The sequence below is a fragment of the Rhizobium sp. Root1204 genome (genome assembly GCF_001424965.1).
Taxonomy (GTDB): Bacteria; Pseudomonadota; Alphaproteobacteria; order Rhizobiales; family Rhizobiaceae; genus Pararhizobium.
In genome coordinates this window covers 437,711-450,192 of the sequence record NZ_LMCZ01000001.1, presented here as the reverse complement: position 1 = coordinate 450,192, position 12,482 = coordinate 437,711, and the positions used below count along the sequence as shown (strand labels likewise).

14 protein-coding genes are annotated in these 12,482 nt (G+C 61.8%); 7 read left to right on the top strand and 7 right to left on the bottom strand.

Features of this window, described 5'->3' with window-relative positions; genetic code table 11:
• The first annotated feature begins 2 nt into the window (after window positions 1-2).
• Window positions 3-476, top strand: a complete 474-nt coding sequence (gene ybaK, locus ASC96_RS02170; protein ID WP_060500872.1) for a Cys-tRNA(Pro) deacylase — start codon at window positions 3-5, stop codon at window positions 474-476.
• Between the two features lie 2 nt (window positions 477-478).
• Here the strand turns inward: ybaK and ASC96_RS02165 are convergent, their stop codons facing one another.
• The gene (locus ASC96_RS02165) at window positions 479-934 is read right to left on the bottom strand and encodes a MarR family winged helix-turn-helix transcriptional regulator (RefSeq protein WP_060501404.1); all 456 of its coding nucleotides are present in this window, start codon (window positions 932-934) and stop codon (window positions 479-481) included.
• A 78-nt stretch (window positions 935-1,012) separates the two neighbouring features.
• On the opposite strand from ASC96_RS02165, the gene ASC96_RS02160 reads away from it, so the two are divergent.
• The 3 genes from ASC96_RS02160 to ASC96_RS02150 all read left to right on the top strand — a co-directional run bounded on the left by ASC96_RS02160 (window position 1,013) and on the right by ASC96_RS02150 (window position 3,803).
• Window positions 1,013-1,702 carry a glutathione S-transferase family protein gene (locus tag ASC96_RS02160; RefSeq protein WP_060500871.1) on the top strand — a complete coding sequence of 230 codons (690 nt, stop codon included), beginning with the start codon at window positions 1,013-1,015 and terminating at the stop codon, window positions 1,700-1,702.
• A 74-nt stretch (window positions 1,703-1,776) separates the two neighbouring features.
• Complete coding sequence (locus ASC96_RS02155) at window positions 1,777-3,024, top strand: aminopeptidase (protein WP_060501402.1); 1,248 nt, start codon at window positions 1,777-1,779, stop codon at window positions 3,022-3,024.
• Window positions 3,015-3,803 (top strand): pyrroline-5-carboxylate reductase dimerization domain-containing protein, encoded by a 789-nt coding sequence (locus ASC96_RS02150; protein ID WP_060500870.1) that lies wholly within the window; start codon window positions 3,015-3,017, stop codon window positions 3,801-3,803. Before ASC96_RS02155 ends, ASC96_RS02150 begins: the two co-directional genes overlap by 10 nt.
• On the opposite strand, the gene ASC96_RS02145 is transcribed toward ASC96_RS02150, so the two are convergent.
• The gene (locus tag ASC96_RS02145) at window positions 3,793-4,695 is read right to left on the bottom strand and encodes an EamA family transporter (protein WP_060500869.1); all 903 of its coding nucleotides are present in this window, start codon (window positions 4,693-4,695) and stop codon (window positions 3,793-3,795) included. The genes ASC96_RS02150 and ASC96_RS02145 overlap by 11 nt on opposite strands.
• Before the next feature lie 81 nt (window positions 4,696-4,776).
• On the opposite strand from ASC96_RS02145, the gene ASC96_RS02140 reads away from it, so the two are divergent.
• The gene (locus ASC96_RS02140; protein ID WP_060500868.1) at window positions 4,777-5,265 is read left to right on the top strand and encodes a MarR family transcriptional regulator; all 489 of its coding nucleotides are present in this window, start codon (window positions 4,777-4,779) and stop codon (window positions 5,263-5,265) included.
• Window positions 5,266-5,268: 3 nt separating this feature from the next.
• On the opposite strand, the gene hemW is transcribed toward ASC96_RS02140, so the two are convergent.
• The 4 genes from hemW to rph form a co-directional block, all read right to left on the bottom strand.
• Window positions 5,269-6,444, bottom strand: coding sequence for a radical SAM family heme chaperone HemW (gene hemW, locus ASC96_RS02135; RefSeq protein ID WP_060500867.1), 1,176 nt, complete (start codon window positions 6,442-6,444; stop codon window positions 5,269-5,271).
• Window positions 6,445-6,758: 314 nt separating this feature from the next.
• Window positions 6,759-7,403, bottom strand: coding sequence for an RdgB/HAM1 family non-canonical purine NTP pyrophosphatase (gene rdgB, locus ASC96_RS02130; RefSeq protein ID WP_060500866.1), 645 nt, complete (start codon window positions 7,401-7,403; stop codon window positions 6,759-6,761).
• A gap of 40 nt (window positions 7,404-7,443) precedes the next feature.
• Window positions 7,444-7,863, bottom strand: coding sequence for a VOC family protein (locus tag ASC96_RS02125; RefSeq protein WP_060500864.1), 420 nt, complete (start codon window positions 7,861-7,863; stop codon window positions 7,444-7,446).
• Between the two features lie 138 nt (window positions 7,864-8,001).
• Window positions 8,002-8,721 carry a ribonuclease PH gene (gene rph, locus ASC96_RS02120; RefSeq protein ID WP_060500862.1) on the bottom strand — a complete coding sequence of 240 codons (720 nt, stop codon included), beginning with the start codon at window positions 8,719-8,721 and terminating at the stop codon, window positions 8,002-8,004.
• A 188-nt stretch (window positions 8,722-8,909) separates the two neighbouring features.
• Here rph and hrcA point away from each other — a divergent pair, with 188 nt between their 5' ends.
• Together hrcA and grpE are read left to right on the top strand one after the other, a co-directional pair.
• The gene (hrcA, locus tag ASC96_RS02115) at window positions 8,910-9,989 is read left to right on the top strand and encodes a heat-inducible transcriptional repressor HrcA (protein WP_037104461.1); all 1,080 of its coding nucleotides are present in this window, start codon (window positions 8,910-8,912) and stop codon (window positions 9,987-9,989) included.
• A 115-nt stretch (window positions 9,990-10,104) separates the two neighbouring features.
• Window positions 10,105-10,719: a nucleotide exchange factor GrpE gene (gene grpE / locus ASC96_RS02110; protein ID WP_060500860.1), complete on the top strand. Its 615-nt coding sequence runs from the start codon at window positions 10,105-10,107 to the stop codon at window positions 10,717-10,719.
• Between the two features lie 177 nt (window positions 10,720-10,896).
• Here the strand turns inward: grpE and ASC96_RS02105 are convergent, their stop codons facing one another.
• Window positions 10,897-12,450 (bottom strand): acetolactate synthase large subunit, encoded by a 1,554-nt coding sequence (locus ASC96_RS02105; protein WP_060500859.1) that lies wholly within the window; start codon window positions 12,448-12,450, stop codon window positions 10,897-10,899.
• Window positions 12,451-12,482: the final 32 nt, after the last annotated feature.

Sequence of the window (12,482 nt, the reverse complement as noted above, 5' to 3'; positions counted from 1 at the left end):
TCATGTCGAAGAGCACCCGGGCAACGCTTGCGTTGACGAAAGCCGCAGCCGCCTTCACCGTTCATACCTATGATTACGATCCGTCTGCCGACCGGATCGGCATGGCGGCGGCGGAGGCGCTGGGCGAAGAGCCCTGCCGTGTGTTGAAGACGCTGATGGCGGAGGTCGATGGCAAGCCTGTCTGCGTCGTCGTGCCCTCTGATCGTGAAGTCAGCATGAAGAAGCTGGCCGCGGCGTTTCAGGGCAAGTCGGCTAACATGATGAAACCGGCGGAAGCCGAGCGGCTGACCGGCTATCATGTCGGCGGCATCAGCCCGTTCGGGCAGAAGAAACAGGTGCCGACGGCGATCGAGGAGGCAGCCCTTGCCGAGCCGCTGGTCTATATCAACGGTGGCCAGCGCGGCTTGCAGGTGCGGCTCGCACCAGATGAAGCGCGCAAGGCCCTGAATGCGGTCGCAGCCCCCCTGATTGCCTGATCTCAGGCGAGTTTCGACAGCAGCGCCGCAAGTTGGGCCGCATCGCCCTCCGGCAGCTTGGCGCCGACATGCCGCGCGATTGATTTGCCATAGACCTCCCACATCGCTTCGCGCAGGCTGCGGCCCTTTTCGGTGATCATTACCCAGCGGCCCCGGCCGTCGTCATCGAAGGTGCGGCGCTCGACAAGGCCTTCCTTTTCCAGCCTGTCGATCAGGCGGGAGAGATTGTACTGTGCCAGCAGCGTCCGCTCCTCAATTTCGAACGGCCGCAGCCGCCCGTCCGGCGCCCGCGCCAGTTCCCACAGCACATCATACCAGCCGAGCGGCGGCATTCCTGCGTCTTTGAAATCGCGCTCGATCGCGCCAAGCACGCGCTGCTGCGCCCGCATCAGGTTGATCCAGGCCCGGGTGACATCGGCGCTTGGCGCCTGATTGGTATCGGTTCGCTTCTCAGACATAAATGCATTTACATCTATCTTTACGGGATTGGCAAATGACAATATATGCAATTGCATATAAATAACTGGAGACTTGTCATGCACTCGAAAGTTCTCACCCTCATCAGCCATCATCTCTGCCCCTATGTTCAGCGCGCCTCGATCGTCCTGTCGGAAAAGGGCGTCCCCTTCGAGCGGACCTATATCGATCTCGCCGCCAAGCCGGATTGGTTCCTGCGGATCTCGCCGCTCGGCAAGGTGCCGTTGCTGGCGGTTCCGCGCGGCCGTGCCGATGCGATCCTGTTCGAAAGCGCGGTCATCTGTGAATATCTGGAGGAAACGCAGCGTGGCGCACCGCTTCACCCCGCCGATCCCCTGCAGCGCGCCCTGCATCGCGGCTGGATGGAGTTCGGTTCCTCCATCCTCGCCGATCTCTGGGTGTACGAAACGACGGCGGATGTGGCGCGGTTCGAAGCAAAGTGCCAGGTCCTTCGGACGAAGTTCGCCACGCTTGAGCAGGAGCTTGCCAAGGGGCCGTATTTCGCCGGCTCACAATTCAGCATGGTCGATGCGGCCTTTGCGCCGGTGTTCCGCTATTTCGAACTGTTCGAGGCGCTGCTTCCAAGCGGCATTTTTGATGGGCTGCCGCGTGTCAACGCCTGGCGCCAGGCGCTAGCAGTCCGGCCGAGCGTGGTAAGCGCGGTGGCGCCGGATTATCCCGAGCGGCTGCTCGCGTTCCTGCAGCATCATGGCGCCTATCTCCTGACGCACAGCAGGATCGCTGCGTGATCGCAAAGGCCTTCTGTTTTGATCCGAACCGCTCTAAACCAGTGGTTCGGAAAACCAGCCAGCAGGAATATGCGATGACCTCTCCCGCCCACCAAGCCGTCGATCCCGTCAAACTGGACAAGCTGGCCGAAGTCGCCATCAAGGTCGGGCTCCGGCTTGAGCGCGGACAGGATCTGTTGATCACCGCGCCGATCGCCGCCCTGCCGCTAGTGCGGCTGATCACCAAGCATGCCTATATCGCCGGGGCAGGGCTGGTGACGACGTTCTATTCCGACGAGGAAACGACGCTTGCCCGTTACGCCCATGCCCCTGACGAGAGTTTCGACAAGGCCAGCGGCTGGCTCTACGACGGCATGGCCAAGGCTTTCAGCAGCAACACCGCGCGTCTTGCCATTTCCGGTGACAATCCGATGATGCTGGCCGCACAGGACCCGGCCAAGGTGGCACGCGCCAACAAGGCGATGTCGATGGCCTACAAGCCGGCCCTCGAAAAGATCTCCAATTTCGACATCAACTGGAACATCGTTTCCTATCCCAACCCCGCTTGGGCCAAGCAGATGTTCCCGGATGACATCGAACAGGTCGCCGTCGAAAAGCTCGCAAACGCGATTTTTGCCGCCTCCCGCGTCGATGTTGCAGATCCGATTGCCGCCTGGGCAGAGCACAATGCCAACCTCGCCAAGCGTTCCAAATGGCTGAACGGCGAGCGTTTTTCCGCCCTGCATTTCACCAGCCCCGGCACGGACCTGACGGTCGGGTTGGCCGATGGTCACGAATGGCACGGCGGCGCTTCGACGGCGAAGAACGGCATTACCTGCAACCCGAACATTCCGACCGAGGAAGTCTTCACCACGCCGCATGCACTGCGCGTCGAAGGCCATGTGTCGAGCACCAAGCCGCTGTCGCATCAGGGCACGCTGATCGACAATATCCAGGTCCGCTTCGAAGGCGGCCGGATCGTTGAGGCCAAGGCGTCGAAGGGCGAGGAGGTACTGAACAAGGTGCTGGATACGGATGAAGGCGCCCGCCGTCTCGGGGAAGTGGCGCTGGTGCCGCATTCCTCGCCGATCTCGGCCAGCGGCGTCCTGTTTTATAACACGCTGTTCGATGAAAATGCCTCCTGCCACATCGCGCTCGGTCAGTGCTATTCGAAATGCTTCCTCGACGGTGCTTCGCTCAGCCAGGAACAGATCGCCGCACAGGGCGGCAATTCCAGCTTGATTCATATCGACTGGATGATCGGCTCCGGTGAGGTCGATATCGACGGCGTTCGCGCTGACGGGGCCAAGGTTCCGGTCATGCGCAAGGGCGAATGGGCTTGACCACGCTCGGCGTCATCGGCGGGACCGGCTGGCTGGGCGGGGCTTTGCTTCGCCCCGCGCTGGCCAAAGGGTTCGTCGCTGCCGCCGATCTGGTTCTATCGTCGCGCAGCGGCAATAGGGCAGGGTTCGAAGCTTGGCCGGATGTTCGGTTTACCACCGATAATGCCGAGCTGGCGGCCCGGTCTGATATCATCATTCTTTCGGTGCGGCCGGAAGATGTCGGAGCGCTCGATCTTGATCTGTCCGGTAAACTGATCATCTCGGTCATGGCGCGTTTGCCCGCGGCGGCGCTCACAGCACGGTTCAAAAGCGAGCACATCATCCGCGCCATGCCGAACGCCTGCGCCGAACAGGGCCTGTCCTTCACGCCCTGGTTTTCAACCCCCGGCATCACGGCAGCGGACGCTGATTTCGCCGACGGCTTCTTTGCCTGCTCCGGAAGGGCAGTGAGGGTGTCCACGGAAAGCGAGCTGGATTATTTCACCGCGCTGACCGGTTCTGGTCCGGCCTTCATTGCCGCTTTTGCCGATGTGATGATCCGGGATGCGATTAAAAACGGGGTGGCGCCGGATGTGGCCGACATCGCTGTCCGCCAGCTTTTTCTGGGTGCCGGGACATGGCTGGCCGGGGCTTCGGAAACACCGGCCGATACAGTCCGGATCTTTACGGACTATGGCGGAACCACCGCCGCCGGGCTGACGGCAATGCTGTTGGCGGATATCACCGGGCCAATCTCCAAGGGGTTGGCCGCGGCGACGGAGAAGGCGGCTAAGGGCTGACCGTTTTTGCTGCGAGCGGGGCTGCAGGACGCGGTGCCATCTGCGCCCGTTGTCCAAGCCACACGCTGACCAGAACCGTAACCATGCCAACAATCTGCAGCGGCGTCAGGTTCTGGCCAAGCACACTCCAGCCAAGCAGCGTGGCCACCAACGGGCTGAGGAAGCCGAGTGAGGCGACGGCTGCGGGCTCAAGCTTGGACAGGCCGCGAAACCACAGGAGATAGGTGAAGGCCGCTCCGATCAGTCCCAGCCATGCCATGCCAAGAATATTGGCCATGGTCGGCATTGGCAGGGCCGGCTCGAATAACAGGGCGACCGGTACCAGCAAGAGGCCACCGGCGGTCAACTGCCACGCGGTAAAGGTAAGGCTGGATACCGGCGGCGCCCAATGCCGTGACAGCACCGTGCCAAACGCCATGGAGACCGCCCCGGCCAGCCCGGCGATGATGCCGATCGGATCGAGCGTTGCGCCGGGTGTCAGCACCAGCAGGCCGACACCGGCTATGCCGACGATCCCGGCGGCGATTGCCATTGTCCTCACCGGCGTTCCGATCAGCATCCGCGCCAGCATGACGACGATCAGCGGCTGGATGGCGCCGACGGTTGCCGCGACGCCGCCGGGCAGGCGATAGGCCGAGACAAACAGCATGGCCCAGAAGAACGAGAAATTGAGAGCGCCGAGGATGAAGCTGCGCGCCCACCAGATGCCCTGCGGCAATTGCCGGACGATGAGAAGCAGGATCAGGCCTGCGGGAAGCGCGCGCAGCATGGCGACTGTCAGGGGATAGCCATGCGGCAAAAATTCGGTGGTGACCACATAGGTGCTGCCCCAGATGGCGGGCGCAATCGCCGTCAAGGCGATATCAGCGAGGGAGGAGGATTTTATCTTCATTTAAAGTATCTCGATTTCAAGATAAATTGAGAATAACATCGATTATCTTGACGTCAAGATGAATCCTGCGTACCAAAAACCATGGATGAAGATCACGTCGATAGAATTCTCGTGCAGTGGCGCAGGGAGCGCCCGGACCTCGATGTCGAGCCGATGGGCCTGCTCGGCAGGCTGGCGCGGCTATCCACCTATCTTGGCCGCGAGGTCGATAGGACATTTTCGGAATTCGGGCTGTCATCGGCGAGCTTCGACGTGCTGGCGGCCCTGCGGCGCTCCGGCAAGCCCTACCAACTGTCGCCCGGCGACCTGCTGGGCACGACAATGATCACGTCGGGAACGATGACCAACCGGATCGATCAGCTGGAAAAGGCAGGTCTGGTTGAGCGGCTGACCAATCCAGAGGATCGCCGCAGCGTGCTGATCGCCCTGACACAGCCGGGGCTCGAACTGGTCGAACGCACTGTTACCGCCCACGTCGCCAACCAGCACCGGTTGACGGCGCTGCTGGAGCCTGAAGAGCGGAAAGCGCTGGATGCGATTGCCAAAAAATATCTGGCTGCTTTCGAGTAAAACTCAACAGGCGAGATCGGCAACCACGGCGTCGAGGATCAGCATGCCGGCCGGGGTGCAGCGCAGGCGGGAATTGCCGAGCCGCTCGATGAAGCCGTGTTCGATCAGAAACTGTTCGCGGTCGGGATCCGGCTCGCGGCCGGACAGGTCCTGCCAGCGCACGAGATCGATGCCTTCCTTCAGCCGCAGGCCCATCAGCAGCAGCTCGTCGGCCTGTTCTTCATAACCCAGCACTTCCTGATCGATCATGCCGTGGCCATGCTCCTCGACCAGTTGCAGCCAGTCTTCCGGCTTGCGCTCGGTCGCGGTGGCAATCTTGTTGCGGCCACGCGTCAGGCGTCCATGGGCGCCCGGGCCAATGCCGGCATAGTCGCCATAGCGCCAGTAGGTAAGATTATGACGGCTTTCTGCCCCGGGAGCGGCATGGTTGGATACCTCATAGGCCGGCATGCCGAAACCTTCGGTGATTTCCTGTGTCGCCTCGTACAGCACGGCGGAATGCTCGCCGTCCGGCACGATCAGCTTGCCTGCCTTGTGCAGCCCGTAGAAGGGCGTGCCTTCTTCGATCGTCAGCTGGTAGAGCGACAGGTGGTCGACCGCATAGGAAACCGCCTGCTTCAGTTCCTGTTCCCACTCCTCGACCGTCTGTTTCGGGCGGGCATAGATCAGATCGAACGACATGCGCGGGAAAATATCCCGCGCCAGGCCGATGGCCTTCAGCGCATCCTCGACGTTGTGCAGACGCCCGAGAAATTTGAGGTCCCGGTCGTTGAGCGCCTGGACACCGAGCGAAACGCGGTTGACCCCGGCTGCGCGGTAGCCGCGAAAGCGAGTGGCTTCGACGCTGGACGGATTGGCTTCCATGGTGATCTCGATACCATCCGGCACATGCCAGAGATTGGCGATACCATCGAGAATGGCCTCCACCGTTGATGGGTTCATCAGCGATGGCGTGCCGCCACCCATGAAGATGCTGGTGACGGTGCGCGGCCCGGACATATGCCGCATCGCCGCCATTTCGGTCAGAAATGCGCTGACAAAGCGCGGCTGGTCGACTGGCTGATGCCGGACATGGCTGTTGAAATCGCAATAGGGACATTTAGCGGCACAGAAGGGCCAATGCACATAGACCCCGAAACCGGGCTCCTTGTTGTCACCGATGGAAGAAAAAGTGGCCATTCTGTTCTGGGTCTTTCAGGCGCTTGTGCGCTGCGTCGTTAAGGTCGTGTTGTCCGCATATTTAGAGACCGGAAACGCTAAACGCTATCCCGTCTCTTATACCGTTTGGTCTTTTATCTCTATGTCTGAAATCGGAGCCGGGTTACCCCGCCTGTCGGCGTTCCCTTCTCCCCAGCGGGGAGAAGGTGGCCGAAGGCCGGATGAGGGGGCCGAAGGCACCTTGGTCTGGCTCCGGCTGCGCCGAAGCCCCCTCATCGCCTCACCACGTTCGGCACTTCTCCCCGCTGGGGAGAAGAGGTTTCGCGCTCACGTTTTCAAGCACTCAGGCATGTCTCGGCAAAAAACTTGAATGCCCGCGCGCGGTGCGACAGCGCCTCGGCATCACCCGGCTTCCAGCCGTGCTTTTCCTCGGCGCTCATTTCGCCGAATGTGGTGTCGTAGCCGAGCGGTTGAAAGACCGGGTCATAGCCAAATCCCTGTGTGCCGCGCGGTGGCCAGACGATGTGGCCTTCCACTTCGCCGCGGAACAGCTCCACATGGCCGTCCGGCCAGGCAAGGCAGAGCACCGAGACGAAGCGGCCAGTGCGCTTGTCGAAGGCGGTGGCACCGGCTTCCTGGATGGCAGTTTCGACCTTGTGCATCGCCATGGCGAAATCGCGCGTGCCGTCAGCGGTTTCGGCCCAATTGGCGGTGTAGACGCCGGGATCGCCGTTCAGTGCATCGACGACAAGGCCGGAATCGTCCGAGAGCGCCGGCATGCCGGAGGCTTTTGCCGAGGCCAGCGCCTTGATCGTGGCGTTTTCCTCGAAGGTCGTGCCGGTCTCGTCCGGCTCGATGAAATTCAGATCGGCCGCCGACTTGGCCTCAAAGCCCATCGGGCCGATCAGGTCGCGGATTTCACGGATCTTGCCGGCATTGTGGCTGGCAACGATCAGGGTCTTGTCTTCAAGCTTGCGCATCTGCGTCTTTCTCATCCGGCGGACAGTCCGCCCATTCGTTTCAGTCGATAGCCCAGAGGCCGGCTTCGGCGCATTCCAGGCTGTTTCCAGCCGGGTCGCGGAAATAGAAGGACCGGGAGCCGGATGGCCAATGGACATCGGTCTCGATCGCGACGCCCGCAGCCTTCAGTTTGTCTTCCCAGGCCGCGAGCTGGCCTTTCGCGACCCGCAAGCACATATGCCCGTTTCCATGTGTCCCGTGCGGCGGAACCTGCAGGCCGTCTGCCGGCGGAGGCTTGATCGTCTCGGCTGGATTGAAGATCAGCAAAACGCCGGGGCCGCAGCGAAAGAAGATATGCCGGTTGCCGCCGCGGCTGATTTTCTCAAGGCCGAGAACGGAGCCGTAAAACGCCTCCGCCGCATCGAGATCGTCAACATAGAGCGCCGTCTCCAGAATACCTTCGAATTTCAGCTTATCCATGCGTTGCCCTCACCCTGGCCCTCTCCCAGCACGCGGAGAGAGGGGACGACAGAGATTGCCGACTGGTCCTTCTCCCCGTCACGACGGGGAGAAGGTGCCCGATAGTGTGGATGAGGGGCAGTGATCGCATAGGCGTCCTCAGCCCCCGATAGCCTGCTTCTGCAGACCAACCAGTTCGGCAATGCCGTTCTTGGCGAGGCCGAGCAATGTGCCGAATTCCTCTTCCGAGAACGGCTTGCCTTCCGCAGTGCCCTGGATCTCGACAATGCCGCCGGAGCCGGTGATGACGAAATTGGCGTCGGTTTCAGCCGCCGAGTCCTCCAGATAGTCGAGATCGATGACCGGCTGATTGGCGAAGATACCGCAGGAGATCGCGGCGATATGGTCCTTCAGGACCTTTTCCACCTTGATCATGTTGCGGGCTTCCATCCAGGCGAGGCAATCGCGCAGCGCAATCCAGGCGCCGGTGATCGAGGCGGTGCGTGTGCCGCCATCGGCCTGGATGACGTCGCAGTCGATTGAGATCTGGCGCTCGCCCAGTGCCTGCAGGTCAACCACGGCGCGCAGCGACCGGCCGATGAGGCGCTGGATTTCCTGAGTGCGGCCGCTTTGCTTGCCAGAAGCCGCCTCGCGCTTCATCCGCTCGCCGGTGGCGCGTGGCAGCATGCCGTATTCCGCCGTGACCCAGCCCTTGCCGCTGTTGCGCAGCCACGGCGGCGTCTTTTCTTCCAGGCTCGCCGTGACCAGCACATGCGTGTCGCCGAACTTCACCAGGCAGGAACCTTCTGCATGCTTGGAAACATTGCGCTCGAAGGTAACCTTGCGCATCTGGTCGGTTTTTCTGCCGGAAGGCCGCATCATGAACTCCTGTGATGTTTGTCAGCCTTCTAACCTAACTTGGAAGGAAGGGAAATCATTTGCTCTAAAAGAGTGGAGAGCGGCAAAAGGCGCTGTACGGCGGGCTTTCCAGCCAATTTCCCTTTTGCTATCCGGGCCGGGATCACTATATTTCAATTGACTTCAACAGGATGGGTTTTTGCGTTCGAATGGTGCTGGATAAATCTGCAATGCGGGAAAGGCTTTCGGCGCTTGATGAGCGGTCGGGCGAAATCTTCCGCCGCATCGTGGAAAGCTATCTGGAAAGCGGCGAGCCGCTCGGATCGCGCAGCCTGTCACGCATCCTGCCGATGTCGCTGTCGCCGGCCTCTGTTCGCAATGTGATGAGCGACCTCGAAGACCTCGGCCTGATCTATTCTCCGCATATCAGCGCCGGGCGGCTGCCGACACAGAACGGCCTGCGCTTCTTCGTCGATGCCTTCATGCAGGTGGGGGATCTCTCGCCGGAAGACCGAGCCTCGATCGACCGGCACGTGCGCCGCGCCGATCGTGACCAGCCTGTCGAAACGCTGCTCACCGAAGCGAGCCAGATGCTGTCGGGCATGTCGCGCGGGGCTGGGCTAGTGATCACCGCCAAGAACGACCCGGTGCTGCGGCATGTCGAGTTCGTGCGGCTGGCGCCGACCAAGGCGCTCGCCGTGCTTGTCGGCGAACACGACCAGGTGGAAAACAGGATCATCGAGCTTCCGGCCGGCGTCACCAGCTCGCAACTGACGGAAGCCGCAAATTTCCTCAACGCCCATCTGGCCGGACAGACGTTGCCAGAGGTTCGCGGCCAGCTGGAAAAGGTCAAGGAAACCGTCCGGCGCGAACTAGATACGTTGAGTCAGGACCTGGTCGAGCGCGGCCTTGCCATCTGGTCGGGCAGCGAGGCGGACGACAAGCCGACGCAACTGATCGTGCGCGGCCGTGCCAATCTTCTGGAAGGCCTCGCTGGTGCCGAGGATGTCGACCGGCTGCGCATGCTGTTTGACGATCTGGAAAAGAAGGACAGCCTGATCGAAATCCTCAACCTGGCCGAAAGCGGGCCGGGGGTGCGGATCTTCATCGGGTCGGAAAACAAGCTGTTCTCGCTCTCCGGTTCGTCGCTGATCGTCGCCCCCTACAAGGATAGCGACGACAAGATCGTCGGCGCCGTCGGCGTCATCGGCCCAACCCGGCTGAATTATTCGCGCATCGTGCCGATGGTGGACTATACTGCGCAATTGATGTCGCGTTTGTCGCGGTAACCAGCCGTGAAGCGGCCGGTTTTTCCGGCAGCTTTCGATTGCACCCTTGATTTTTCGGCCTCAAAGCTCGATATCGACACCAAATCCTAGACATACTGACATTCCGGAGACCGTCATGACCGACGATATGAACAAACATGGTGCTGAAGTGAACGCGGACGAAGCCGCTGCAGCCTATGCCGAAGCCGCCGATGAGCAGGTCGATGCAGCCGTTTCCGAGCCGGATCCGTTGGAGCTTGCCAGGGCAGAAGCCGCCGACATGCGCGACCGCTATCTGCGCCTTGCCGCCGAAATGGACAACCTGCGTCGCCGCACCGCGCGCGACGTCAAGGACGCCAAGTCCTACTCCGTCGCTGGCTTTGCCCGCGACATGCTCGGCGTCTCGGATAACCTCCGCCGTGCGCTGGACGCCATCCCGGCCGAAGCCCGCGATGCCGGCGATGTCGGTCTCAACTCGCTGATCGAGGGTGTGGAAATGACCGAGCGCGCCATGCTGTCGGCGCTTGAGCGTCACGGCGTCCAGAAACTTGAGCCGGTCGGCCAGAAGTTCGACCCGAACTTCCATCAGGCGATGTTCGAAGTTCCGAATCCGGAAGTACCGAACAATACCGTCGTCCAGGTCGTTCAGGCCGGGTACACGATCGGCGAGCGCGTCCTGCGCCCCGCCATGGTTGGCGTCTCCAAGGGCGGCCCGAAGGCACCTGCAACGGACGAAACACCGGCGGCTTGATTTCTACCCTCCCTTTGAGGGGGAGGGTCGGCACGCAGTGCCGGGGTGGGGTGATCTTTGTGCGCCCCTGACATTCACCCCCACCCGCAGCTTCGCTGCTGCCTCCCTCTCAAGGGGGAGGTAAAGCCCGGTCGTACCGGTTTGATACGGGGCTCTCGGGGTCGTTACGGTTACCCGTCAGATGACGGCTTCTATCAAGAAGGGGCCGCCACGCGACAGTGCATGGTCGAGGAGAGAGATAAATGCCTCGCAGGTACTGGCACGCGCAGCCTCAACGCCCATTCCCTTTGCCATTGACACCCAGTCCAGCGTCGGCTTGTCGAGATCGAGCATTTTCCGGGCGTTTTCGCCGATCGTCTGAACGCCGACATTGCGCATTTCCCCATGCAGCACCGCGTAGGTGCGATTGGCAAAGACGATCGTGATGATGTCGAGATTTTCCCGGGCCTGGGTCCACAGGCCCTGAACGGTATACATCCCGCTTCCGTCAGCTTGCAGGTTCAGGACCTTCCGGTCAGGGCAGGCGATCGCGGCGCCGATCGACAGGGGGATGCCGATGCCGATGGCGCCCCCCGTGTTCATCATGAAGTCATGGGGAGCCGACCGTTCGGATAAAGCAAAGAACCTTCGCGCGGAGGTGATGGCTTCATCGCAAACGATGGCATTGTCCGGGAGTTTTTGCGCCACGATCACGGCGACTGCGTCTTCCGACAGTGCTCCGCTCGGCCGCCCTTCATCCGGGATTGTCTTTGCCAGCAGTACGGCCTGGGAGCTTTTGATCCCCAGTTCATCCCGAAGCCCCTCCAGTGCCGCCTTCAGGTCCGCGCCATGATCTGCCAAGGTCATGACTTGGCAGCCTTTGTGAACGAGCCGACCGGGCTTGCCCGGATACGCGAAGAAAGCAACCGGCTCCGATGCTCCGACAAGGATAAGAACGTCAATATCCGCGAGCATCTCCAATGCCGCGTCGATGGGGTAGGGGATGCGGGTTGGTGCCACACGGCCGGCACCGCGCTGCATATGCGCGACCTGCGGTTCGCCGAACAGGCGCACATCGAGCGCTGCGGAAATTTGCCCGGCGATCTCCAGGGCGCCAGCCTGTGCTGCCAATCCCCTGACAAGCAATGCACTCCGGCCGCGAGCTTTGCGGATCGCTTCCGCTGCACTGCGGATTGCCTCATCCTTGGTAGCGGAAGGCTGGGGACGATTGATCACTGCCGATGCAGGTGGCTTTGCCTCACCCCATGCCGCGTCGCCAGGCAGAATCAGGGTCGCGATGCCCGGAGGCGACATCGAGGCCTGGATCGCCGCTTTCGTTGCCGCGGCAACGTCGTCCGGCCCTTCGATCCGCCGTACCCAGTCGGACATCGGCGCAGCCAGGCTCTCGATGTCCGTTGTCAGCGGCGCGTCGAGCGGAAGATGGTAGGAGGCATGGTCGCCGACGACATTGATCATCGGAACGCGGGCGCGCCTGGCATTGTGCAGGTTGGCGAGCCCGTTTGCCAATCCCGGCCCCGTATGAAGCAGCGTCGCGGCCGGGCGGCCGGTCATCCGCGCGTAACCATCGGCAGCGCCTGTCACCACGCCCTCGAAAAGCCCCAGCACGCAACGCATGTCCGGCCGGCGATCGAGAGCCGCGACAAAATGCATTTCCGACGTGCCCGGGTTGGCGAAGCAGACGTTGACGTCATTGGCCAAAAGCACATCGCACAGAATATCAGCACCGTTCATGGTCAGCCTCCCATCCGCCCATTTCCGCGAGA

Excerpts from the sequence above, each read along its gene's own strand:
- ASC96_RS02165 (WP_060501404.1), bottom strand. The coding sequence starts at position 934 with ATGTCTGAGAAGCGAACCGATACCAATCAGGCGCCAAGCGCCGATGTC.
- hemW (WP_060500867.1), bottom strand. The coding sequence starts at position 6,444 with ATGGCCACTTTTTCTTCCATCGGTGACAACAAGGAGCCCGGTTTCGGG.
- rph (WP_060500862.1), bottom strand. The coding sequence starts at position 8,721 with ATGCGGCCTTCCGGCAGAAAAACCGACCAGATGCGCAAGGTTACCTTC.
- ASC96_RS02160 (WP_060500871.1), top strand. The coding sequence starts at position 1,013 with ATGCACTCGAAAGTTCTCACCCTCATCAGCCATCATCTCTGCCCCTAT.
- ASC96_RS02140 (WP_060500868.1), top strand. The coding sequence starts at position 4,777 with ATGGATGAAGATCACGTCGATAGAATTCTCGTGCAGTGGCGCAGGGAG.
- ASC96_RS02125 (WP_060500864.1), bottom strand. The coding sequence starts at position 7,863 with ATGGATAAGCTGAAATTCGAAGGTATTCTGGAGACGGCGCTCTATGTT.
- ybaK (WP_060500872.1), top strand. The coding sequence starts at position 3 with ATGTCGAAGAGCACCCGGGCAACGCTTGCGTTGACGAAAGCCGCAGCC.
- hrcA (WP_037104461.1), top strand. The coding sequence starts at position 8,910 with ATGGTGCTGGATAAATCTGCAATGCGGGAAAGGCTTTCGGCGCTTGAT.
- ASC96_RS02145 (WP_060500869.1), bottom strand. The coding sequence starts at position 4,695 with ATGAAGATAAAATCCTCCTCCCTCGCTGATATCGCCTTGACGGCGATT.
- ASC96_RS02150 (WP_060500870.1), top strand. The coding sequence starts at position 3,015 with ATGGGCTTGACCACGCTCGGCGTCATCGGCGGGACCGGCTGGCTGGGC.
- ASC96_RS02105 (WP_060500859.1), bottom strand. The coding sequence starts at position 12,450 with ATGAACGGTGCTGATATTCTGTGCGATGTGCTTTTGGCCAATGACGTC.
- ASC96_RS02155 (WP_060501402.1), top strand. The coding sequence starts at position 1,777 with ATGACCTCTCCCGCCCACCAAGCCGTCGATCCCGTCAAACTGGACAAG.
- rdgB (WP_060500866.1), bottom strand. The coding sequence starts at position 7,403 with ATGCGCAAGCTTGAAGACAAGACCCTGATCGTTGCCAGCCACAATGCC.
- grpE (WP_060500860.1), top strand. The coding sequence starts at position 10,105 with ATGACCGACGATATGAACAAACATGGTGCTGAAGTGAACGCGGACGAA.